This window comes from Mucilaginibacter sp. P4_A11, from assembly GCF_056402535.1.
In genome coordinates this window covers 23,911-45,658 of sequence record NZ_JBFUHE010000014.1, presented here as the reverse complement: position 1 = coordinate 45,658, position 21,748 = coordinate 23,911, and the positions used below count along the sequence as shown (strand labels likewise).

Annotated in this window: 22 protein-coding genes and 1 pseudogene; 10 read left to right on the top strand and 13 right to left on the bottom strand. The window is 45.0% G+C overall.

Going from position 1 to position 21,748, the window contains the following annotated elements; all coding sequences use genetic code 11:
* Positions 1-23: 23 nt before the first annotated feature.
* Both AC1DUD_RS23590 and AC1DUD_RS23585 read left to right on the top strand, forming a co-directional pair.
* The gene (locus AC1DUD_RS23590) at positions 24-467 is read left to right on the top strand and encodes a hypothetical protein (RefSeq protein WP_477378975.1); all 444 of its coding nucleotides are present in this window, start codon (positions 24-26) and stop codon (positions 465-467) included.
* A gap of 40 nt (positions 468-507) precedes the next feature.
* Positions 508-2,187 (top strand): sensor histidine kinase, encoded by a 1,680-nt coding sequence (locus tag AC1DUD_RS23585; protein ID WP_477378973.1) that lies wholly within the window; start codon positions 508-510, stop codon positions 2,185-2,187.
* A 46-nt stretch (positions 2,188-2,233) separates the two neighbouring features.
* On the opposite strand, the gene AC1DUD_RS23580 is transcribed toward AC1DUD_RS23585, so the two are convergent.
* Together AC1DUD_RS23580 and AC1DUD_RS23575 are read right to left on the bottom strand one after the other, a co-directional pair.
* Positions 2,234-3,352: an AI-2E family transporter gene (locus AC1DUD_RS23580; protein WP_477378971.1), complete on the bottom strand. Its 1,119-nt coding sequence runs from the start codon at positions 3,350-3,352 to the stop codon at positions 2,234-2,236.
* Positions 3,353-3,356: 4 nt separating this feature from the next.
* On the bottom strand, positions 3,357-3,545 hold the full coding sequence (locus AC1DUD_RS23575; RefSeq protein ID WP_477378969.1) for a YtxH domain-containing protein: 189 nt from the start codon (positions 3,543-3,545) through the stop codon (positions 3,357-3,359).
* 448 nt (positions 3,546-3,993) lie between these two features.
* Between AC1DUD_RS23575 and AC1DUD_RS23570 the strand changes: the two genes are divergently transcribed.
* Positions 3,994-5,964: a PAS domain-containing sensor histidine kinase gene (locus AC1DUD_RS23570; RefSeq protein ID WP_477378966.1), complete on the top strand. Its 1,971-nt coding sequence runs from the start codon at positions 3,994-3,996 to the stop codon at positions 5,962-5,964.
* 239 nt (positions 5,965-6,203) lie between these two features.
* Here the strand turns inward: AC1DUD_RS23570 and AC1DUD_RS23565 are convergent, their stop codons facing one another.
* The 10 genes and pseudogenes from AC1DUD_RS23565 to AC1DUD_RS23520 all read right to left on the bottom strand — a co-directional run bounded on the left by AC1DUD_RS23565 (position 6,204) and on the right by AC1DUD_RS23520 (position 13,762).
* A complete protein-coding gene (locus tag AC1DUD_RS23565; protein ID WP_477378964.1) occupies positions 6,204-6,344 on the bottom strand; it encodes a hypothetical protein in 141 nt (46 codons plus the stop codon).
* 221 nt (positions 6,345-6,565) lie between these two features.
* Positions 6,566-9,082: an excinuclease ABC subunit UvrA gene (locus AC1DUD_RS23560; protein WP_477378962.1), complete on the bottom strand. Its 2,517-nt coding sequence runs from the start codon at positions 9,080-9,082 to the stop codon at positions 6,566-6,568.
* Positions 9,083-9,127: 45 nt separating this feature from the next.
* Positions 9,128-9,466, bottom strand: a complete 339-nt coding sequence (locus AC1DUD_RS23555) for an exodeoxyribonuclease III (RefSeq protein WP_477378960.1) — start codon at positions 9,464-9,466, stop codon at positions 9,128-9,130.
* Positions 9,467-9,609: 143 nt separating this feature from the next.
* Positions 9,610-9,951: pseudogene (locus AC1DUD_RS23550) on the bottom strand (endonuclease/exonuclease/phosphatase family protein); the annotation flags it as partial.
* 22 nt (positions 9,952-9,973) lie between these two features.
* Positions 9,974-10,441 carry a hypothetical protein gene (locus tag AC1DUD_RS23545; RefSeq protein ID WP_477378958.1) on the bottom strand — a complete coding sequence of 156 codons (468 nt, stop codon included), beginning with the start codon at positions 10,439-10,441 and terminating at the stop codon, positions 9,974-9,976.
* A 203-nt stretch (positions 10,442-10,644) separates the two neighbouring features.
* Entirely contained in the window at positions 10,645-11,145 is a 501-nt protein-coding gene (locus tag AC1DUD_RS23540; protein WP_477378956.1) for a hypothetical protein, read from the bottom strand.
* A 96-nt stretch (positions 11,146-11,241) separates the two neighbouring features.
* On the bottom strand, positions 11,242-11,625 hold the full coding sequence (locus AC1DUD_RS23535; protein ID WP_477378953.1) for a hypothetical protein: 384 nt from the start codon (positions 11,623-11,625) through the stop codon (positions 11,242-11,244).
* 431 nt (positions 11,626-12,056) lie between these two features.
* Positions 12,057-12,638 carry an ABC transporter permease gene (locus AC1DUD_RS23530; RefSeq protein ID WP_477378951.1) on the bottom strand — a complete coding sequence of 194 codons (582 nt, stop codon included), beginning with the start codon at positions 12,636-12,638 and terminating at the stop codon, positions 12,057-12,059.
* A 487-nt stretch (positions 12,639-13,125) separates the two neighbouring features.
* Positions 13,126-13,575 (bottom strand): hypothetical protein, encoded by a 450-nt coding sequence (locus AC1DUD_RS23525; protein WP_477378949.1) that lies wholly within the window; start codon positions 13,573-13,575, stop codon positions 13,126-13,128.
* Positions 13,526-13,762 (bottom strand): hypothetical protein, encoded by a 237-nt coding sequence (locus tag AC1DUD_RS23520; RefSeq protein WP_477378947.1) that lies wholly within the window; start codon positions 13,760-13,762, stop codon positions 13,526-13,528. Before AC1DUD_RS23520 ends, AC1DUD_RS23525 begins: the two co-directional genes overlap by 50 nt.
* A gap of 766 nt (positions 13,763-14,528) precedes the next feature.
* Between AC1DUD_RS23520 and AC1DUD_RS23515 the strand changes: the two genes are divergently transcribed.
* The 7 genes from AC1DUD_RS23515 to AC1DUD_RS23485 all read left to right on the top strand — a co-directional run bounded on the left by AC1DUD_RS23515 (position 14,529) and on the right by AC1DUD_RS23485 (position 20,718).
* A complete protein-coding gene (locus AC1DUD_RS23515) occupies positions 14,529-14,735 on the top strand; it encodes a hypothetical protein (protein WP_477378945.1) in 207 nt (68 codons plus the stop codon).
* 406 nt (positions 14,736-15,141) lie between these two features.
* A complete protein-coding gene (locus AC1DUD_RS23510) occupies positions 15,142-15,714 on the top strand; it encodes an RNA polymerase sigma-70 factor (RefSeq protein ID WP_477378943.1) in 573 nt (190 codons plus the stop codon).
* Positions 15,711-16,694 carry a FecR family protein gene (locus AC1DUD_RS23505; protein WP_477378941.1) on the top strand — a complete coding sequence of 328 codons (984 nt, stop codon included), beginning with the start codon at positions 15,711-15,713 and terminating at the stop codon, positions 16,692-16,694. Before AC1DUD_RS23510 ends, AC1DUD_RS23505 begins: the two co-directional genes overlap by 4 nt.
* 15 nt (positions 16,695-16,709) lie before the next feature.
* The gene (locus AC1DUD_RS23500) at positions 16,710-18,854 is read left to right on the top strand and encodes a carboxypeptidase-like regulatory domain-containing protein (RefSeq protein ID WP_477379227.1); all 2,145 of its coding nucleotides are present in this window, start codon (positions 16,710-16,712) and stop codon (positions 18,852-18,854) included.
* A gap of 321 nt (positions 18,855-19,175) precedes the next feature.
* A complete protein-coding gene (locus tag AC1DUD_RS23495; protein ID WP_477378938.1) occupies positions 19,176-19,346 on the top strand; it encodes a hypothetical protein in 171 nt (56 codons plus the stop codon).
* A 32-nt stretch (positions 19,347-19,378) separates the two neighbouring features.
* Positions 19,379-20,377, top strand: a complete 999-nt coding sequence (locus tag AC1DUD_RS23490) for a hypothetical protein (RefSeq protein ID WP_477378936.1) — start codon at positions 19,379-19,381, stop codon at positions 20,375-20,377.
* A gap of 62 nt (positions 20,378-20,439) precedes the next feature.
* Positions 20,440-20,718, top strand: coding sequence for a hypothetical protein (locus AC1DUD_RS23485; protein WP_477378934.1), 279 nt, complete (start codon positions 20,440-20,442; stop codon positions 20,716-20,718).
* Positions 20,719-20,961: 243 nt separating this feature from the next.
* On the opposite strand, the gene AC1DUD_RS23480 is transcribed toward AC1DUD_RS23485, so the two are convergent.
* Positions 20,962-21,579, bottom strand: a complete 618-nt coding sequence (locus tag AC1DUD_RS23480) for an RNA polymerase sigma factor (RefSeq protein ID WP_477378932.1) — start codon at positions 21,577-21,579, stop codon at positions 20,962-20,964.
* Positions 21,580-21,748: the final 169 nt, after the last annotated feature.

Genomic DNA, 21,748 nt, shown 5'->3' with positions numbered 1-21,748 from the left:
GAGTACATTTTAAATGAACGATCATGAAAAAGATAATAATTATTGCCTTGATGCTTGGTTTAGGAACCTTCGCCCGGGCTGTTGAAAAAAATGATTCCACCAAACGCGATACAGTTAAGATCAACAACCAGTTGCGTAAATTAAATGAAAAGCTGACGGACTTGCAGGCGGAACTGACCAAAGTTCAAAACCGCCTGCCTGATGAACAAGCTGCTGCTGAAGAAGCATCCAAAAGTTCCAGTAAAGCACAGGAAAAAAGCCGCAGTGAAGCTTCCTCAGCTGTAGGTGGTGATACCGGCGACGCGCGTAAAGCTGCCAAAGCAGCAAAAAAGGCAGCCAACGAAACCAGCGATGCAGAAGATGCTGATAATAAAGTAAAAAAAGACCAGAAAAAGATCAGGGAGCTGAATAAAGAGATCGAAAAGACCAAAGAAAAGATTGCAAAACTGGAGCAGGTCCAAGGCTAAAACTTTATGGGGAATTTAACTGTTTAACGTCAATTAGTGTATGACAACAAAGGCAGGCAATTTTTCAGGAATTATTAACCGTGTTTTTATTATTTTCCTGTTGTTCACCTTTTTGGTAACAACAGGATCTTTTGTTTTGAGGCGCACCATTACCCTTAAACTCGACAAATTAGGTTTGCAATTAACAACGCATTCTTACCGCCAGGGGATCACCGCGCTTTTGGTAGATCTGGACGTTGCGGAGAACAACTTCCAGAAAGCTGCGGCTGACGGAAGCCCGGCTGATCTGGCTATTTATCAACGGCGATTGGATACGATCTTTCGCGGTATGAATTTGATCATTGATCATTACCGGCAGGGTGGGGACAGTTCCCTTCCGGAAAGCCGCAGGCAACTGGAACAAAAGCTGCAGCAAAAACTTGATTTATCACGACAGTTATTCGGCCTCCGGAAAAACTTTGATTCGTTGCTGCGGGTCACTACTTTTGACCGCCTCCATAACCGGGGTGATCTCCAACATGTATCATCTGTGCAGGTCAGCGCCGATACGATCGTAACCACCAAAAAGGAAACGGTAAAAAATAGTTTGCTGCGCCGGATAAAAGATGCGTTTCATACCACGCAATCGGTAAAAGTACTCACGGTACGCCAGCGGCAACGGGAAAAGGCCGGCCTTTCGAATATGGAAGCGAAGCGATTGCTGGCTGAGCTTGGCTCACAGTATGGACGGATGGCATTATCCGGACAGGCCCTCGTAACGGCAAACCTTAATCTATTGAACGAACTGCGGCAATTGACGCGGCAGTTACAGGATATAGACCAAATTGCTTATGAGCAAAGCAGGGAAGTGACTTTGAAGGCTTATGCTTCCGCAACACGCGACCTGAATACATTTACCGGCATTTCGCTGGTAGCCGTTTTGATCTTTATCGTTTTACTGGTCATCTATGTCCGCCGTGCCGGTTGGGCGGAACGGCGGATACGAGTTGAAAATAACCGCGCTGTGCGGCTGGCCGGTCAAAAATCGGAGATCCTGGCCATTATGAGCCATGAGATCCGAAATAAATTAATGGCGATCAACGGCGCGGTTTTTACCATGAAAAAAACAACATTGTCGGCGCAACAGGAACAGAAGCTGGGGGCCATTACGCTGGCTTCCGGCCTGGTATTGGAAACCATCAACAATGTATTAGATACCAGTAAGCTGGAGCAGGGGTATGCAGAAACACGGCAAAGCGGGCCTTTTAAACCAGGTGAAGCTATCGCCGAATCAATCGAAGCGATGCGTTTTATGGCTGAAAATAAAGATTTGCAATTGGAATTATCATGGAATGAGCAGGTTGATAACGTTGTTGAAGGTGATAGTTTCCGTCTCAAACAGGTCTTATTGAATTTATTAAGCAATGCCATTAAGTATACCGATCAAGGAAAAATTTCTGTTATGGCCGAACTTGTAGGTACTGGCCCCGCTTACCGGCTAAATGTATCGGTGAGCGACACTGGCTCGGGTATTCCAGGAAACAGGCAGGCACAGTTATTCACTCCATATTACCAGGCCGAAGGGCAAAAGCCCGGCACCGGCCTGGGTTTATATTTGTGCCGCCAGCTTGTCCAAGGTCAGGGTGGCGGGATCTCCCTTGAAAGCGAAGTTAACCAGGGAACAGTTATATCCTTTTGGATCCCTTATAAAAGATCAGAGATTGCTCCAGTTATGGATTAGCCGGAATAAATTCCAATTGTCCGGGACTTTGAGGCAGGATAACGACTCATGTTGCGACTATCTTTTTACTGACCGTTATTTTTTTTGCCAGCCGGTTTTGCTTAGGCTCCTCATCACCGAGGATGATGCCCCATGCCTTGAGGCTTTCAACCCGGTCAAAAATTATTTTCAGGACCGCTATCACAGGTATGGATAAGAACATACCAGGGATACCCCAGACCATTTCACCAATGATGACTCCCAATACAGTGATCAGCGCATTGATCCGGACCTTAGAGCCCACAACCAATGGCAATAATATATTGCTGTCGATGAGGTGCATAACCACCAGGGTAATCATGACATAGATCACTGTTATTTGTTCCGGGGATGTAGCGAAAGTGACGGCGGCGCTTAATACCAGCGCAGTGAATATCCCGATATAGGGTATAACGTTGAACAAGCCGGTGATCAGGCCTAGCAAGATGGCATATTTAACCCCCAGGACCATAAATGTCACACTAACAACGATAGCAACAATTACCATTTCGATGATAAGGCCGGTGATATATTTCCGGATCATATTTTGCACTTTTTCAATAATATCATGTACCACTTTTTTATTTTCCTCTTCGAATACCGACTCCAGAAAGCGCATGATCAGTTTGCGATAGAGCAAAAAGAAAAAAGTATATATAAAAGTAAAAACTAAGAAAAGCAGCATCCCCGACAATGACAATAGGGTGGCACCCACCACCGATCCGCCGGAAGCGACTACCTTATTGGTGGTATTCGTTACGAACGTTAGCTGCTTATGACGGGTAACGTGAAAACTGGAACGGATCCAGTCCATCAGGTCATTTTGTGTTTTATGCAACTGGTCTTGGAATTGTGGCCAGTCGCTCGCAAGGTCTGACACCTGCGAACCGATCACATAAAGCAACCCCCCAATACAGGCCAGCAGGCTTAAAACCGCCAGCATCGATGCTGCACTGCGCGGCATCCGGAGCTTATTTTCCAGAAAAGCGGCAAAAGGAAGCAATAAAATGGAAAACAGACAGGAAAATATTAACGGCGAAAGGATTTCTTTGGCGATAATCACGATCCATACAAGTGCAATAAGGCTGAACAGTACGGCGGCCAGTTTTAAATAAAACGGCAGTCCCTTGAATTGCTGGATGTCCACGTTATTAACTTAGTTTTTCTTTTATTGTATTTGCAACTTCTTCCATGGCGTAATCCTTCGCCTTGTTCATAAATAAGGATGGGTTGTCCAATAAGTCGTCCAGTATCGAGGTTCCGTCTATTCGTTTCCTGGTAATAAAGTAGATAGCATAAGCTGTTCCTGCACCTAATAAAAAAGTCTTGATCGTGCCCATAAGTTTTTCATAGATAATGTCAACTATGATGCCACCAAATTGCAGGATGTTGATAACAAGCAACACTATGCAGGGGCATGTACAGGATGTATCAACTAAAGCTCCGGCAAAAGACAACGGTAACCTGGGAATTTCGTATGATATATAACTGAAAACTGAAAAACAGGATTTTATCTAATTGAATCAGATGGATCAACTACCGGAAAATGTGATGCTGATGTACAAACCAAACGAAATGGAGCTCGATCCTGTAGCTGTTGCCAGGGACTCCGGTCTCGATGATCTTGCATTGAAATAGCATAGGATTGCACTTTACTAAGTGCTCTTAGTCGCGGGACAATTGTCTTTTGCCGTAAAGTCGGATGCTCCTGTACATATCTAATGGCAAACAACGAATTGGGATCGCAAACTTTAATAGCAGAAAGCTGTTAGTTGGGTAGTTTTTATTATGACCAGTCAAGAACAGCAACTTCAGGAACTCACTGACCTGGTCAGCTCATTGCAGGCAGAAAACCTCGCGCTCAAACAAAATAACCGCGCTGAACATGAGCAGCGCGATGTTAATGATGCCGCAGGCGAAACGTTACGTTTAGGCCAGCTCCGTTACCGGACAATATTTGAGAACTCCCTGTTAGGTAACAAGATCATTTCCTCCGACCTTAAAATACTGCAGGTCAACCAGAGGTTGGTCAATCTGTTAGGATATGCATCAAAAAAAGACCTGATTGGTCATGAAATTCTGGAGTTCGCGCATGAAAATTTTATTGACGACTGGCGTATCCTGCAACAAAAACTTTGGGCTAAACAAATGCCTTCTTTCAGCCTGGAGACCTGCCTGCTGCATAAAGGTGGTAAAGGGATCTGGGTCAATGTGACCTCTATTTTATTCCGGGACGACAACAGCAACCTTGGTTATACGATAATTGAGGATATTGGCGAGCGCAAACGCGGCCTTGATATATTGGCGATCAGGGAGAAGCGTTTCCGGATGATCACCGATATCATGCCGCAACAGGTCTGGACAGCTGCGCCGGACGGTCAGCTGAATTTTGTCAATCAGCAGGTCTGCGAATATTTCGGGCGGGCAGCCGATGACCTGGTTGGTAACGGCTGGCAGGATTTTATTCATCCCGATGATATCCCCGGATGTTTGAAAGTCTGGACCCGCTCACTGGAAACGGGAAAGGAATACGTGATCGAATTCCGGTTACGGGGTAAAGACAGCGACTATCAATGGTATTTAGGCAGAGCTGTTCCGATCAGGGATGAAGACGGCGAGATTACAGTATGGTTAGGTACCAATACCAATATCCACGCCCAAAAGAACAATGAATATAAAAAAGATGAATTCCTCAGCATCGCCAGCCACGAACTCAAAACACCTTTGACAACGATCAGAGCGTTTTTTCAGTTGGCCAAAAGAGAGGCCGGTCAGCATAACGTACTGGGGCAGTTCGCCGGAAAGGCAGAACGCCAGCTGGACAGGCTGGGCCGCCTGATCGAAGACCTGCTGGATGTTTCCAAGATCAATGCCGGTAAACTGATCTACAACATGGAAGATTTTGACTTTGGCCAAATGCTGAGCGACACGATTGACAGCACGCAGCAAACAAATTCCAAGCACCGCATCGAATTTAGCCGCAACTGCAGCGTGGTATATCACGGTGACAGGCACCGTATCGAGCAGGTTGTAATCAATTTGCTTAATAATGCGATCAAGTATTCTCCTGATGCCGACCGAATTATCGTCACCTGCGAAGCTGACCGGCAAAGTCTGATTGTTTCTGTACAGGATTTCGGTATCGGAATCGCGAAAGAACATCTTAACGGACTGTTTGATCGCTACTACCGGGTGGACAATACCGCCATGCGGTTTGAAGGCTTAGGGCTGGGGCTTTACATATCTTCAGAAATACTGAAGCGGCACCGGGGCAGTTTTTGGATTGACACCAGGCCAGGCGAAGGATCCACCTTTTTCTTCAGGTTGCCCCTGACCACCGCATTAGCAACGGCTTATACGGCGCAGGAAGATTTTTATCAGGATCGGCACATCAGGATCAGCTATATCGCAGCCCGGCGCCGTCTCCATGTTGACTGGACTGGTTTTCAGGACTTACACTCGGTGCAGCAAGGCTGCATGCGGATGTTGGAATATCTACAAAAGCACCAGGTAGACCGCATTGTTAACGACAACAGCCATGTCCTGGGAAATTGGGCCGACGCGGTAGATTGGGTGGGAAATATTTGGTTCCCGATGATGGAGCGGGCAGGGTTGAGATACTTTGCACACCTCATTTCTCCCAGCATTTTTAGCGAATTGTCAGCAAAAAAGAGTATCGATATTATGGCCGGAATTATTACTACGCAGTATTTTACTGATTTTAAGTTAGCTGAAGAGTGGATTGACCAGCAACTCTAAAGGGTTAATCTTTAAACTCAAGAAACGCGCCGTGGCATTCCTGCACTAATAAAATACGAAGCAACAAAAGGGCAATCGTCTGAAAAGGCCGGGGAAGCTAAAAAGCGGGAACAATGCAGGGAGGGGCAGCTGAAAGAAACCCGAAGGAGAGCGTTAACCCCTTGTATACAGGAGAAACACAAAAAGCGTTCATAACTGAACGCTTCAATATATAAGTAGATGGTATATATCTAAGTCAATTAAGCTGCTATCAATTGCAAAAAAGCAGCACACCTGACATTACCGTCATCAATTTTCCGGATATCCTTTTTCAGGATCGATTTTAATTGTTTGTCGATTGCGTTAACCATGTCTGTTGTATTTGTTGTTGCTGCTTTCATATCCTTATTATTATAAATATGATGCCAAGATATAACCAGCTTTCTGATTTCCTTAAATCGGCAGGTGATTGTAGTTTTTAATCTACAGGAAGTTCATCCCCTGTTTTTTTTCCAGTGCAGCTTTTGCTGCCGGGTAAAGTTCCTGATGCTGCCGTTTATCCATATCAGGCTTCCAGGTATATTTTTCAGCATTAAAGTTCAGATAGGAGGGACAGGTGTTTTCATAGGTGTTTGGCCAGGTAAGGAGCTGTCCTGCTTTCTTTGCTTTTAATAAGGTCTGCAGGTTTGCCCGCGTCGACGATCTGTCCGCCCGCATCGCCTGCTCCCGGGCCGATATCGATGACCCAGTCACTTACAGCGATCACTTCCATATCATGTTCCACCAGGATCACGGTATTGCCGGAATCAACCAGGCGGTTCAATTGCATCATAAGGCGTTCTACATCGGACGGATGCAGGCCGGTTGTCGGTTCGTCCAGGACATAAAGCGTCTGCCCGTGCTGCGCGCGCTGGAGCTCCGTAGCCAGTTTGATGCGCTGCGCCTCACCGCCGGATAATTCAGTAGCGGGCTGTCCAAGCCGGAGGTACCCTAAACCGACTTCACGTACGACTTCCAGCGCGCGGCTGATGGCGGGTTCTTCATCAAAGAAACCGGCGGCCTGGTCAACGGTCATGCCCAGTACTTCGGCGATGTTCCTGTCCTTATACTGTACTTCGAGTGTTTTGGGGTTGTAACGCGTTCCTCCGCAGGTCGGGCAGGGGGTATAGACACTGGGCAGAAACAATAATTCGACCATGACCATGCCTTCGCCTTCGCAATGCGGGCAGCGGCCTTTCGCCACGTTAAAAGAAAAGCGGCCGGCGTCGAATTTACGCGCCTTCGCCATCGGGGTCGCGGCAAATAATTTACGGACATGATCGAAGAGGCCGGTGTAAGTGGCCAGGTTAGATCGCGGTGTCCGGCCAATAGGTTTCTGATCCACGACCACCAGGCGCTTTATACCTTTCATCCCGCCGGATATCCTGCCGGACAGCGTCTGCACTTCGGTCTGTTCCAGCGGATCGGCTTCACTTTCGCCGGTGATATCGATTTGTATGCCCAGATGTTCTGCCGCCAGCTCTACTAAAACCTGACTGACCAGGCTGCTTTTGCCCGAGCCGGAAACACCGGTCACACTGGTCAGCACGCCTAAAGGAAAGGCGGCATCCAGATTCGAAAGATTGTTCCGGGTAATACCTTCCAGCCTCAGCCAGTCCTTCGGGATCCTGGGATCACGGTTGTTTTTGACCTTGTTTTCATAAATATAATGCCGCGTCAGGGATGCCGCCACTCCCCGCAAACCGTCCGGTAAACCGCTGTAAAGGATATGACCGCCTTTTTCACCGGCAGCGGGCCCAACGTCTACGATCCAGTCGGCATGGCGGATCACATCGATCTCATGCTCCACCACAAATAAGGAGTTGCCCGAAGCCTTCAGTTTATCCAGCGCCCGTAACAATGCCTCCGTGTCTGCCGGGTGCAAACCGGCAGAGGGTTCGTCGAGGACGTAAACCACACCGAAGAGGTTGGAACGTACCTGGGTTGCCAGGCGCAGGCGCTGGAGCTCACCGGGCGACAGGGTCGGCGTACTTCTTTCGATGGTCAGGTAACCGAGACCAAGGTCCAGCATAATCTGCAGGCGGGCGATCAGGTCTTCGGCGATGCGTTTGGCAACCACTACCTTTTCCGGGTGCAAAACCTGCATTTGTTTCAACGCTTTAGCGTCACCACTGGCATAAGGACTGAAGATGACCGCTAATTTGTTAAGTGCCAGACCGGAAAGTTCGGCAATGTCATAGCCGGCAAACTTAACTGATAAAGATTCCTGCCGCAGCCGTTTGCCCCGGCAAAGCGGGCACTCGCTGCTGAGCATATACTGTGCAACTCTTTTTTTCATCAACGCGCTTTGGGTGTGGGCAAAGGTGTGTCGCACATAGCGCCGTGCGCTTGTAAAGGTGCCCATATAGTCCGGCTGGCGCTTGTTTTTGATAAAACGCCGGATTTCTTCATGAGTATGACCTGCATAAACCGGTACTACGGGTTGTTCTTCGGTAAACAGGATCCAGTCCCGGTCGTTTTCGGAAAGGTCCTTCCAGGGTTTATCGATATCATAGCCCAGCGTGGTCAGGATGTCACGCTGGTTCTGTCCCTGCCATGCCGAAGGCCAGGCGGCGATGGCCTTTTGCCGGATGGTCAGTGTGTCGTCCGGCACCATCGTTTTTTCGGTGATCTCGTAAACACGGCCCAGCCCGTGACATTCGGTACAGGCCCCCTCCGGCGTATTGGGTGAAAAGGATTCGGCGTAGATGATACCTTGTCCTGCCGGGTAATCGCCGGCACGGGAATACAGCATACGCAATAAATTGGAAAGGGTAGTGACACTTCCCACGGAAGAACGGGTGCTGGCCGCGCCGCGCTGCTGCTGCAGGGCAACGGCGGGGGGCAGGCCTTCGATCCCGTCCACTTCCGGAATGGCCATTTGGTTAAACAGACGCCGGGCATAAGGTGACACCGATTCCAGGTAACGACGCTGGGCTTCTGCATACAGCGTTCCAAAGGCCAGTGAAGACTTGCCGGATCCGGAAATGCCGGTGAAGACAACCAGCGCGTCGCGCGGTATGTCGAGGTTGACATTCTTCAGGTTATGTTCGCGCGCGCCGCGTACCCGGACAAAGCCGGAAAGATCAGTGTTAGCCATGAACTTTAAACGGGAAAATGAAACTGAAGTTTGAGTTGCGCGATTTTAATCGCGGAGTTCAATCCATATCGGCGCATGGTCACTGCTGTGTGCCCGGCCCCGGACCTCTTTGTCCACGCCGGCTGAAACCAGGCGGATTTCCAGGGCTGTGTTCAGTAAGAAATGATCGAGGCGTAAACCTGCGTTCCGTTCATAGGCATTGCGCAGGTAATCCCAAAAGGTATATATCCGTTCATCAGGATACAATTTGCGGATCGCATCCGTCCAGCCGGTTTGGAGCAACTCTCTCCAAAGCTTTCGTGCTTCCTGCCGGAACAGCGCATTTTCTGCATATTTTTCAGGCTTATAGGTATCCAGATCGGTCGGTATGATATTACTCTCCAAAGCTTTCGTGCTTCCTGCCGGAACAGCGCATTTTCTGCATATTTTTCAGGCTTATAGGTATCCAGATCGGTCGGTATGATATTATAGTCGCCAATGAGCGCCACCGGCAACCCGAAGCCCTGCAGCTTTTTGCCATGCATTCTCAGGCGTTTGATCCATTTTAACTTATAATCGAATTTCGGGCCTGGGTATGGATTTCCATTAGGCAGGTATAGGCAGCCGATGACCACGCCATTGATAAAAGCCTCGATATAACGGCTGTGCGTATCATCGGGATCGCCATCCAGGCCGCGCCGTGTTTCCTGGATTTCGCAGTAGCGCGATAATATGGCTACGCCGTTCCAGCTTTTCTGGCCCTGCCAGATCGCGTGGTAACCGGCATCCAGCAAGGCCTGCTCCGGAAATTTACGGTCTTCGGTTTTCAGCTCCTGTAAGCACACGATATCCGGTTGGGATGCTTTCAGCCAGTGCAGGAGGTTTTCCATGTGGCCATTGATACCGTTGATATTATAGGTCGCTATTTTCATCTTCGCCTCGTTGAATCAACCGGTAAGTGATTGTAGCTCCTATAGCAAAAACAATATGTGCCGGAATCCGCTGCAAATAATAGTGATCAAAATTGATCCAGGGCGGAAGCGGATGTGCTTTGAATGTTGCTTTCCAGATCAGGAAACCCAATATCCCGCTGACGATTCCAAGGATCAGACCATTTTTCAGGTTATGTTTGATTTTTTTTGTTTCCCATAGCTCTACATAAACGGCGGCAAAGACGAAGCCCATCGCAAAATGCGCACCCCATCCGGCCAGCACTTTCGCCTTGCCTGAAAGATGCGGAACCAAACGGCCGATCAAAACTTCCAGATGTTCCGGTTCGCGGAAATTCTCTTTTGCCATCAGCGACATGAGGTAGCTGGAAGCCGTCATTACTGAAGTGCCTCCAATTCCAGTTACCGCAATTTTTGCTGCCTTGTTCATAGGATTTTGTTTTTGAGGGTTGGATAAATTATACAACTTCCCGGCAGCCTTATTGTTTCTATGACAGAAAAATGAGTGTGGGAACAACGACGCCTGAACGAATTCGTGTCATTATTACTATTTGAACATTTATTAAATAGTAAAATTAAAAAGAAGATAAACACATGAACCGCACCGACCGTGTTAACAGATCGTTCAATTATCTATTGGATCAAATAGAAGATATCCGCGTACTTCGCTACTGCACCGGAATCCTTCATCGCTTCGGTATCGCCAATGATCAGCTTCTCCACCGCATATTTCCCCTGGTTAAGCTGTAAACGGAGTTCTTTCGCTTCCTGATCGCCAAGCTTTAAGTAAATGATGCCGGCAGTTGATTTTTGCAAAAAGCCCAGGTTGCCCAGGTTTAAGAAATTGAAAGTAAATTTTTGATCACCGTAAGCGAAGCCCGGTCGGATGGTAAAGTCAATCGGGATCATCTTGCTGTTTCCACCCTTCCGGTATACTTCAATCCTGTCTTTTGTATAGGCACCTGTCGTCTTTTCATTTAGGAGATCGATGCCTAAAGTATTTTTTATGACTAAGTTCAGTTCAGGGCCCCGTACCGGCGAACATGCGCAAAGGCCGCTACCACCAATATTCTCTTTTTTGCAGCCCATGTTTATGATAAACAACAGGAAGGAGATGATAAAGAATTTTTTCATGATACGCGATTTTGGTTTAAAGATTATCAGACCAATACGCGAAAAAGAAAAAGAACGATACAGCGCCTGCCGGGTAATATGATGCTCCCGCGCTAATTAGTTTTTGGGATAGTGGAGTATCAGAGAGGTCCCATTCGCAATTGTCAAATCTCCCGCGTCGGCTTTCGCGCTATTATCATCGATCTGATAATGATAGACCTCTTTCGCGCCGTTCGGACTGATCGTGACGAGCAAATGATCCCCCGTGGTAATGGTGGTCTTGTAGGAATAGCTTGTGCCGGAATTATTAACCGATTCCAGGACTTGGGCATCCTCCGCACTTGTGCCGCTTTTTTGCAGGCTGATCACTGTTTTATAACCGTTCGCATTTGTAGTAAAGGTCAGCGCGTGGCTGGTTACCGGATTGACTTTGTCTTTCTTTCCGCAGGCTGAGGCCATTAAGACCAGCGCAAACAATAATGTGTTGATGTTTTTCTTCATCTGATGTGAGTCATTTCTTTCGCAAAGCGGCTTTGCTTTCCGGGGCGGCAAAAGTATTTAAAAAAAATTTCATTAAAGGATAAATAATTAATTCCGGATAAGGATTGTTTAATAATTGTGTAATACATCACTAAATTTCACATGACTATAACTTTTAGGAGAACTTAAACTCCGAAGTCCTATGCTCACCGCGATTCAGCACAACGGCAGTATTATGGGTTTTACTGCCCATATTTATCTGATATCATGCAGTGTCAAAGTGCATCGACCATTGTTAAAATCGAGGAATCGTTGTTTCTGGCATACCCAGCTTGAATTTTGGACTGATAAAAATGATAATTTAATACTACTAAAGTTGTAAAAGGGCTGCGACAATGTGTTAAAGGAGCAGCCCGCATGCAAACAGCAGCAATAGGAAACCCGACATTTTCTTATTCTGACCGCAAACTTTTCACCGGATCTGCCAGGGCGGCTTTGATCGACTGGAAGCTCACAGTGATTAAGGCGATCAAAATAGCGCCGGTGCCCGCCAGTGCAAACATCCACCAGCTGATCGCGGCCCTATAGGCAAAGTTTTGCAGCCAGTGGTGCATAGCCCACCAGGCAACAGGCGATGCAATCAAAATGGCCGCCATCACCAGTTTGACAAAATCCATCGATAACAACGTCGTGATACCCTGGACGCTGGCGCCTAAAACTTTACGGATGCCTATTTCTTTACTGCGCTGCTCGGCCAGGAAAGCCGAGAGGGCGAACAACCCCAGACAGGCAATAATAATGGCCAGAAATGCAAAGCTGGTAAATATTTTACCTGTACGGCTTAGGTCTGCATACATACTGGCAAAGTCTTCATCCAGAAACGTGTAACGTATGGGTTGACCGGGCGAATATTTTTTCCACAATGCAGTGACACTTGCAATTGCATTTTGTACATCGCCGCCGCGAAGTTTAACCGTCATCATCGCGGTGCTCAAACCATAACGAAGCACGACAGGGCCGATCTCGTTACGCATTGACTCATAATTGAAATCTTGCATGACACCAATAACCGTAAATATGCCGTTGTCGCACAATTAGTGTTGGGAAATAGCGCTCTAAATCACTCAAAACACGCATTTGGTCATAAGGTGGCTCGAATTCCGCACAGTCAGGGGGATCTGATAAATGAAAAGCGAATGCCGACTTAATGACTTTTTCAATAGCTCTGAAGATGCTAAACAAAGTGAAGTGCCGTAAATTCGAGTGGCCTGGAAAGCAGGTTGGGTTTGACTAAAAAATGGCTTACTTTTAATTACTATACACAATGTCGTAATTTTCTGAGTAATAATCAACGCGTCATTAAATGTCCTAAAAAACAAGAAAACGTTGTATGCATATTGTGGTAGTTCATAGCTTTTAGGGCAAACTAACTATCCACCGCACAGATTTACGCCAAGATGGCCGGCAATAAACAAACTATCATATAGCCTGCTTAGCATAAAATTGCTATCGAGCCAGCAGCTACTTAGTAATTTTGATGGAATAATTGGAATGTGCTTTATGCGATGTAGTCATTTCAGCAAGTAAACCTATACTTAAAAATATAAATCCCATTGTTATAAACAGAACTCCAATTATTAGTGCCGCTATATGGATTTGAAAACTTGATCCACTAAGTTTATTAATTAGTACATAAAGCTCTACTAACCCTCCGAATATTATTGAAGTCAAACTAATGGTTCCAAAAAAATGCAATGGTTTAGAGGAGTAAAAAGAAAGATAACGTACGCTCAGTAAATCAAGCAAACCGGTGACAAATCTTGCCCCACCGTATTTTGATTTTCCAAATTTTCGCGAACGATGCTCTGTTGGTATTTCTGTAACCTTAAAGCCTTGTAAATGTGATAGCTCTGGAATGAATCTATGTCGGTCGCCATACAATTTTAATCCCATTACAATATTTCGTTTCATGCAGGTAAAGCGGGTAATAGCTACTGATCCCCAGTGTATAATGATAATAAATGAAGTCAATTGCTGTAAACGGTGCCCATGATAACCAAAGGCAGCCAAATTCTGTAAGCAGGCGCTGCAGCCAACGGTAATGATAGTTATCAGCATCACTTAGCTGGTCAGCCAACCCGCTATGATAATTCCGCATAAGCGCAGTGATATAAAAAGATACGTTATTACAGAAACCAGTGCCATGCCTGGATAAATGGGCTTTGCAGTGTAAAAACCTGGGTGTTATAAATTGCCTGGCCGGTTTTTTTGCTTTCCATGAGCTATGTAAGTAAAACACCCTGTTCGATCAGCAATGGGCTGAAGTGCAGCCAATCAGTGGCTTTGAGCTTTTGCTGGGGATAATCAGTTTATGCACATACCAGTAGATCAACGGGCCGGTGGACAGGCTGAATTGTAAAGGCATCCAGTTCCAATTGGTTATATACCTTTCTATGCTGAGATCAATCCCCAATACCCAGCACATCCAAAGGATGATGACCAATACTGCCAGGCCGAGGAAACAGTTTGCTTTTTGGTTGATTCGATTGACAAAGAACAATAAACACGAGAATACAAAGCCGGAACTGATCGCCGCCAAAAATACAAAGTGATATAGACCAATGCTAAAGTTCCATTTGATCACGTCCAAATTTAATAATCAGAGACAATATTACCTATTTAGATTATGGTTGGCGATATTCTAAACTGCATTCACTATGACTTAAAAATAGTGACAAATGTCAATTCCAAATTGTGTCATAAGACTTCGTTACAGATGACCAGTCATCAGCAATTTTGTTCAGGCAATCGGAGATATGATCGCCATAAGTAAACACTAAATGATCCGACAATGAAAAATTCTGTTTATCGAGATAGGGTTAAACATAAAAAATGATTTATAACTTGCAATTAATGAGCGATAGATGAACAGCCTGAAAACACAAATTACCGGACATTTTATGCTTTACGAGGTTTTCAAGGTTGCTACCGGGGAGATTGTTGGGGAACTTGTGATTGCAAGGGATGAGCCGGATCATGAGAATGCACTCAAAAGAGAATTGAAAATTCTTGCAAAGCAACTAGGTTTTAAGCTAACTGAGCTTCAATCACGTGCCCTGGGTAAGCATTAGTTCAAGAATTTATATGTACACATTTTAAGTTTTGTTTCGACTCACCCCACAATTGGGTATGTAGGGGAATCGACGCCTTAGATAGTTGGTTCGAATTCTGTCCAGTTAGGGATCGTTAAAAGTATTCTAATTCACTCAAAACACGCATTTGTTCTAAAATACGGTTCGAATTACGCCCGGTTCGGGGAAATTAAAAGTGTACCAATTTGCTCAAAATGAGCATTTGCTTTGATACTTGGTTCAAATCCCACCCAATTAAGGTTGAGGCATCCGATGATAAGAATGTTAAATTAATTTCCCCTCAATGACATTGTAAATAAAAAATATTTTTCGGGATAGGGGATAAACGGTGTTTAATTGTCTCTTACTAAATTGAACAATTAATAAAGTAATTTGCGGCCAACGTTTGCCAACAAATAATACATATATACAGCATTTAAATGCTGAAGAGCCGGAGTTTGATAGGGTTTACCTGGAGCATTATGCCGCGTTGCATCACTATGCCTATACTTTATTAGAGGATAGTGCCCAGGCGGATGAAATGGTGCAGGATGTTTTTTTGAAGATTTTGGAGCGGGACGAGCCTTTAAGCATTCATACCTCGCTTAAGGCTTACTTGTACCGGTCGGTGCATAATGAGTGCATGAATTATTTTAAGCATCAAAAGGTTAAACAAAAATACCAACAGCGTAACATGCACCAGGCCGATAACCATACCGAGCATGCTTTGAACAAGCTTCAATACCAGGAGTTTGAGCAGCGGCTGCTCAAAGCCATTAACGAGCTGCCCGAACATTGCCGCACCATTTTCCAAATGAGCCGTTTTGATGAATTGAAATATGCCGAGATAGCATCACAGTTGGGCATCTCTATAAAAACGGTAGATAATCAGATGGTAAAGGCGCTTAAACGATTGAGACAGCAACTGGTCCATTACCTGCCGTTGCTGATATGGTTTTTAATAAAATTATTTAGATGAGTGAACCTTTACATATAACAGATGAAATGCTGATCAGTTATTTGCTTAACGAGGTCTCGGCAGATGATGCGCGGCAAATTGATGAGTGGCGCAGGTTTAACATTGAAAACGAACGCCGTTTTGAGCAATTCAGGCTGATATGGGAGAGTAGCAAAAACTTTAAGTCGGATGCCGGTATTGATGCTTATGCATCCCTGCAAAAAGTAAAACAACGCGCTGCCGAAGCAAAAGAACAACAGGTTAAAGTTGTACCTATGCGCAATAGGTTTAGCGGGCTGAAAATAGCGGCATCCATCATTTTTATCGCTGCCTGTGCCTGGATCTGGCTTGCGAAGTTCGCCAACCCAACAATACAGATTGAAAGCAAAGCCGCTATCAGGATTGATACCTTATCAGATGGGACAATAGTAACCCTCAATAAAAACACCCTGTTTGATCATCCCGAAAAATTTAACGGCGACCAACGCTTGGTAAACCTTGTTAGCGGCGAAGCTTTTTTTAACGTGGCACATAATAAGGCAAAGCCCTTTATTATAGCAGCGGGCAAAGCATCTATAAAAGTAATAGGCACATCATTTAATGTAAAAAGCAAAAACGGAAAAGTTGAAATTATTGTAGAAACCGGGCTGGTGCAGGTAACCAATCGCGTTAGCGATGTAATTATTATGCTTAAGCCCGGCGAAGTAGCTTTGTTCGATCCTCAAACCGGTAAGTTTACCCAACAGCACACCCCGGATAATTTATACCAATATTATCGCAATAAAAATCTGGTGTTTAAAAATATCCCGTTGGCGCGCCTGGTGATGGTATTAAACGAAGCCTATGGAGCCAATATCGTGATAGGGCGCAAGGAGTTAAACGAGGTGCAAATAGCCGGGAGTTTTAATTTAGATGAAAACCTGGATATGAAAATAAACACGATAGTCATGACCTTAAATATAACTGCCGAAAAAAAGCAGGATAAGATTATCCTTAAATAAAATGAGAGCAGCTTGATGATATTTACCGCTATCAAAACACCTAAACCCTATCGCCTGGTTATATTGCTGGTGCTGATGTTATGCGTTGGCCGGTCGCACGCGCAAAGTATTTTCAACAGGCTGGTTTCGATAAATGCCGAGGGTGCGGCCCTGGCGGATGTTTTACAGGAGCTAAGTAAAAAGGGGGAATTCCATTTTTCGTACAAGGCGCAGTTGTTGCCGCAGGATAGTTTGGTAAGCATCGCTGTAACAAACCAAATGGTAGGCTCTGTTTTAAGTAAACTCTTGCACGATAAATACAATATCCGTGAATATCAAAATTACCTCATCATTACCGCAAAACTACCCGGACTGGCTTTTTTAGATACCGATATCACCAATGATAACAACAACAACTATTCGGTAAGCGGCTTGGTGGTAAGCGAACGAACGGGCGAGCGACTGATGAACGCCAGTGTGTACGTAAAAGCCCAGCTGGTTTCGGTTTTAACAGACGAGCATGGATATTTCCGCATCAAGTTCAAGGCCGATAACCCTGGGCAGATCAGTCTTACAGCAAGCAAACTGGCTTACCAGGATACAACCATCAATTTTTTGCAATCGGTATCTGTAAGCAGCAGGTTTAGCCAGGATAGTTACGATAATGCAGTAATTAGAAATAACAGGGTAGAACGTACCGGGATGGGACGTTTTTTTATTTCGGCCAAACAGCGTATCCAGAGTTTAAACATTCCTGATTTTTTTGCGCATAGGCCATTCCAGGTTTCTTTAACTCCGGGATTGAGCTCGCATGGTATGTTCAGTCCGCAGGTGGTAAATAGGTTTTCATTAAACGTAGCTGGCGGATACACTGCGGGGGTTAACGGCTTTGAGTTTGGCGGCCTGTTCAACATCAATAAAATGGACGCTAAGTATGTGCAATTGGCTACGGTTTTTAATTTGGTAGGAGGATCGGTTACCGGTATTCAGATAGCAGGGGTGAGCAACCGGGCATTAGATACGGTTCGCGGCATGCAACTGGCCGGTTTCATCAACAAGGGAGAGGGTACTGTTGCAGGCATTCAGCTTGCGACACTCAATAACAGCGCCCATAAATTAAAAGGTTTACAAATAGGTTTGGTCAATATCGCCGATACCTCGCAGGGGGCAAGTATTGGCTTACTCAATATCATCGGCAATGGGTTTTACCGGGTATCGGCAACAACTAATGATGTTACCAACACCAACCTCTCGCTTAAAACAGGTACTCATGGTTTTTACAGCGATCTGCTTATTGGCACCAATATTTCATCGGGCAATAAACTGCATTCGTTTGGTTTAGGCATAGGGCACGATTTTATGCTGAGTAATAAATTTTACGTTTCGGCCGAAGCTGCTTACCAGTTTGCCTACACCGGATTGTGGGATGATAGATGGTTCCAATTCAAAACCTTGCTTAACCTCCAGCTATCTAAACATATCAGCGTATTGGCCGGACCGGTATTTCACAGCTACAACCATAGTGGCTCGTTCCACCTTGATGGCTATAAAAACATTACCCATATTCCCGATTACCCCGACCAGGTTATAGGCGATGGACATCAAATCCGCAGCTGGATAGGGTGGGAGGCAGGCTTGGCTTTTAACTCCGTTTTTAAGCCGATGAAAAAGACGGTTGACAATAGCCGTGCCTGGTACCTGGGAGCTGCCATGACGGCTGGACTTGGCTGGGATGATCCATACAGCAAAGTGTACGGTGCCGAGCTATTTGTTCAGCGCGATTTGGGTGAGCACCTGTCTGGGGTGATAACCACCGGGTTTACATCCTTTCCAGTGGATAAGGGCTACCCGCCCGTTTTCGGGAACGACAGCGTAAGCATCTACGATGTATCTCGCCGCATGATACCCTTAAAGGTTGGGGTAAGACTTAAAACGGGTACGGCTTTTTATATCTCGGGTGATGTTGGCGTGGCTTTTGGCTTGTATAAACAGCCTGTTTTTTCGTTTTCAAATATTTCAAGTTCGCCGGTTTACAGGCCTTATAGCGCTTCAATGATCTCGGCCGGAGCTGGCTTCAGCTTTGAAAGCGGTTTAGAAACTGGATTTAAGTTCGAAGATTATGGTTATTACTATAAGGAGTTTGTATTAAGATTAGGATATAGGTTAAAGCTGAGTAAGTAGCATTTTAAAAATGTCGTTTCGACTGAGTTTGACAGGACAGAGTGCCTGGGCAAGAGAGAAATCTTCTACTCATACTTTTACCGCTATGCATAGTTTAAGAACCTGGCGTAGAAGGTTTCTCCTCATTCCATTTCTTTGCCCTTCGCATGTTCGTTGAAATGACAACTTTGTTTTTGCTTAGGAGAACAATCATGCTCGCGGCCGTCCTGAAACACCGGCTGCTTGCTAATTTTTTCTACGAATTGCAGCATTAGATAAATATTTATGCCACATAGGGTAGGGGTAAAGCTCCATCTTGTTGTCACATCCTCAAAAATAACAATGAAGAATCCCCGCCTGCTTAAAATTATCCTGTTATCGGTTTTTAGTGTTTTTCTTATTGGGGTTTATATTTCTTGTTTGCTTAACAGCTGGCAATTAATGGCCTTAATGGTATTTGCGCTGAGTGGCCTTACTATCAAAAAAGCAGTGGCCTTGCTTCCTCTTGACTAACCTATCTAATTATCAAAAATCAATTACACCACATGAAACATCTATTTTTATTATTTATCCTGATCATTCTTTCGGCAGCAATGGCAAACGCGCAAGGCAATAATAGCACCTGGCGGGTTGGTTTCGGTATTGACGCCGGTATTGCTACTTCTGATGCTTTTAAATATGCCCTTGGAGGCGACATCCGGATCCAAAAAGATTTTAACCAATGTATTTCGGGAACTTTGACTACCGGCTTCAGCCATTTTTTTGAGAAAGATCATTTTGCCGGTTATAGCCAGTATGGTAGCCCTTATAACGTGATTCCTTTAAAACTAGGAGTAAAATATTTTGTAGGCGATAACCTGTATCTGGGCGGGGAAGCCGGTGCCGGTTTTGCCTTCGAACAATGGGGAACGTCATTTGTCTGGTCGCCGTCGGTAGGTATGGCATTTAAAAACGGTATAGACCTTAGCTTGAAATATGAGGACTATATCAAAGACAAAGCGGCTAAAACTCTTGGCTTACGCCTGGCCTACGGCTTTGGCACCCGAAGCATGGCAGCACACAAAAAACAGGCAAGCCCAGCTAATGATAACAACACGGAAATAGGTATCAGCTTTAACCCTGGTGTTGATATCAACTCATCAGATAATAAAATATTGGGGGGAGATGTTACACTTTATCAACCGGTAAGCAATAACCTGGTAGCTACATTTTCGGTAGGGTATACACATATGAACAGGCAATACGTATCAACTTATGGTATTATGGACGGCAACGGGAATGTTTACTACAACAATAATATTACAATACGCAATGTAGCGTCTGTTAAAGCAGGGTTAAGAGTGTTTTTGGGCGATTTGTTTTACCTTGGCGGTGAAGGTGGAGTAGCCTTTGCATCTAAAAGAAACACCACATTTGTTTATTCTCCATCATTAGGCTTCAAGTTTAAAAACGGACTTGATATAGGTGCAAAGTACGAAAATTATGGCAACCGTCTTGTACAAGACGCCTTATCGGTTAAATTAGGTTATCATTTTAAACTTTAAATGATTACTCCCCCAGCTTTTTGCAAGGTGTAGTAGTTGATACGATCGGATACCCGGATCGTGTGAAACGCGCACAGGAGGTAATTGGATTAGGCGTGGATTTTGTAGAATTGCATGCAGGTTTGGATGAACAGTGGACCGCAGGTTACTCTATCCAGGTTTTGATTGACGAAGCTGCCAGAGCGGGCGTGCCGGTTTCCATCGCAGGCGGCGTAAATCTGAGCAATATTGAGGCAGTTATAAATGCGGGCGCCCAGGTAGCCGTTGCCGGCGCAGCCATTTATGCAGCGGAAGATCCTGCTGCTGCCAAAGCACTGCGCGAAGCGATGATTGCTGCTTAACTGACGTTTTACAGCATTGTTTCAGACTGAAATGTTAAAGTTCTGAAAATATGATTTAATGCTGCTATTCACATCAGGAAGACTTGCAATGTGTTCAGATCGACTCCAACTGAGGTTCACTCAGATCTTAGTTTATTCGCTCTTATGCAATTAAACTAAGAGCCAAATTCAATTCTTTATTATTACTTTTTCTTCCAAGCATCAAAATGTCATCTGCAATTATCAGCTAACCTGGGATCCGGCTCAGCGCGTTTTCAGAAAGCGGACCGCCAATGTTAAACATATTACATCGCGCAGCACCTTAATGGCATTGTGCAATGTGTTATAAACAGTACGCTCGCTCAAGCCAGTCTGTTCGGAAATATCCTTAAAAGATGCCACATCGAAATAACGCAGGCGAATGATCTCCTTTTGGCGTGGAGAAAGTTGATTGAGCGCTTTTTGCAATCGTTTTTTCATAAACTCATCATGCTGACTGGCTATCAATATGGATTCATATGATGGTTCAACGGGAATGTTATCTGAAGGGATATCAATCAAGTCGGCAGTTTGTGTTTCTTTAGAAAGCTGCAGGTAAGTTTTATATAAGATCCGTTTATAAACGGTGAGCGTATATTGCTGCACATTTTGCACGCCAGCAAGTTTGTGCCTTATACGCCACAGCTCCAGGAACAGGTTATTGATCCCTTCTTTAACTAATTCGGGGTTTTTATACAGCGAGAGGCCAAACCGGTACAGATCGTCATAAAAAAGATTAAAACACTCATAAAGCCCCTGCTTTTCACCTTCTGCAAGCAAAGCCCAGTTTTTATAAATGTCCTTATTTTCAGGACCCATCAATACTGATTTTGATAACTCCATCTAAAGATTGAAAATTATGAGGGTTTGAGCAAGAGATGAGGCTTATTAAAGTATTTTCAAAACTGCCTCATACTTATTGAATTATACAATTATACAGTTAAAAATTAAAAAGTAAAATTTATTTTGGAAAACATTGGTAAAAAAGAATAATCTACTGCACTTGTGTATA

Bases quoted from the DNA above. Each gene is read 5' to 3' on its own strand.
- AC1DUD_RS23590 (WP_477378975.1), top strand. From the start codon at position 24: ATGAAAAAGATAATAATTATTGCCTTGATGCTTGGTTTAGGAACCTTC.
- AC1DUD_RS23585 (WP_477378973.1), top strand. From the start codon at position 508: ATGACAACAAAGGCAGGCAATTTTTCAGGAATTATTAACCGTGTTTTT.
- AC1DUD_RS23575 (WP_477378969.1), bottom strand. From the start codon at position 3,545: ATGGGCACGATCAAGACTTTTTTATTAGGTGCAGGAACAGCTTATGCT.
- AC1DUD_RS23570 (WP_477378966.1), top strand. From the start codon at position 3,994: ATGACCAGTCAAGAACAGCAACTTCAGGAACTCACTGACCTGGTCAGC.
- AC1DUD_RS23565 (WP_477378964.1), bottom strand. From the start codon at position 6,344: ATGAAAGCAGCAACAACAAATACAACAGACATGGTTAACGCAATCGAC.
- AC1DUD_RS23560 (WP_477378962.1), bottom strand. From the start codon at position 9,082: ATGGCTAACACTGATCTTTCCGGCTTTGTCCGGGTACGCGGCGCGCGC.
- AC1DUD_RS23545 (WP_477378958.1), bottom strand. From the start codon at position 10,441: ATGAACAAGGCAGCAAAAATTGCGGTAACTGGAATTGGAGGCACTTCA.
- AC1DUD_RS23540 (WP_477378956.1), bottom strand. From the start codon at position 11,145: ATGAAAAAATTCTTTATCATCTCCTTCCTGTTGTTTATCATAAACATG.
- AC1DUD_RS23535 (WP_477378953.1), bottom strand. From the start codon at position 11,625: ATGAAGAAAAACATCAACACATTATTGTTTGCGCTGGTCTTAATGGCC.
- AC1DUD_RS23530 (WP_477378951.1), bottom strand. From the start codon at position 12,638: ATGCGTAACGAGATCGGCCCTGTCGTGCTTCGTTATGGTTTGAGCACC.
- AC1DUD_RS23525 (WP_477378949.1), bottom strand. From the start codon at position 13,575: ATGAAACGAAATATTGTAATGGGATTAAAATTGTATGGCGACCGACAT.
- AC1DUD_RS23520 (WP_477378947.1), bottom strand. From the start codon at position 13,762: ATGCGGAATTATCATAGCGGGTTGGCTGACCAGCTAAGTGATGCTGAT.
- AC1DUD_RS23515 (WP_477378945.1), top strand. From the start codon at position 14,529: ATGAACAGCCTGAAAACACAAATTACCGGACATTTTATGCTTTACGAG.
- AC1DUD_RS23505 (WP_477378941.1), top strand. From the start codon at position 15,711: ATGAGTGAACCTTTACATATAACAGATGAAATGCTGATCAGTTATTTG.
- AC1DUD_RS23500 (WP_477379227.1), top strand. From the start codon at position 16,710: ATGATATTTACCGCTATCAAAACACCTAAACCCTATCGCCTGGTTATA.
- AC1DUD_RS23495 (WP_477378938.1), top strand. From the start codon at position 19,176: ATGAAGAATCCCCGCCTGCTTAAAATTATCCTGTTATCGGTTTTTAGT.
- AC1DUD_RS23490 (WP_477378936.1), top strand. From the start codon at position 19,379: ATGAAACATCTATTTTTATTATTTATCCTGATCATTCTTTCGGCAGCA.
- AC1DUD_RS23480 (WP_477378932.1), bottom strand. From the start codon at position 21,579: ATGGAGTTATCAAAATCAGTATTGATGGGTCCTGAAAATAAGGACATT.